General features: G+C 56.5%; 1 protein-coding gene. It reads left to right on the top strand.

Translation table 11 applies throughout. The features are described 5' to 3' along the window. Positions 1–170: 170 nt before the first annotated feature. On the top strand, positions 171–315 hold a 145-nt coding region (locus P0G09_RS17245), incomplete at its 3' end, for a S4 domain-containing protein (protein WP_275253284.1).

Below are 315 nucleotides of genomic sequence, written 5' to 3'. Positions count from 1 at the left end.
GAAGGATACCCTGTAAGTTTGATCTTTGCCGCCGGGGCCGCAGTGGTTCCGGCGGTTTTTTTGTAAATACTCTCAGTCAGCGCTTCGCGTTGCCGGCTCCCCTGTCCGGAGGTGCGGCGGTGGACAAAGCGCAATGATGGAGAAGGACTGCTTTTCTGGAGGATCATAACATGAGACTGGATAAATACCTGACAGTTTCGCGGCTCATCAAGCGCCGCACCGTGGCAAATGAGGTGGCCGATGCGGGCCGCATCCTCATCAATGGCAAGATCGCCAAGGCCAGCCAGGCGGTAAAGGAAGGAGACATCATCGAGG

The sequence above is a fragment of the Faecalibacterium sp. DFI.5.82 genome, assembly GCF_029076575.1.
Classification (GTDB): domain Bacteria; phylum Bacillota; class Clostridia; order Oscillospirales; family Ruminococcaceae; genus Faecalibacterium; species Faecalibacterium duncaniae.
This window is presented reverse-complemented; position numbering and strand designations above follow the sequence as displayed.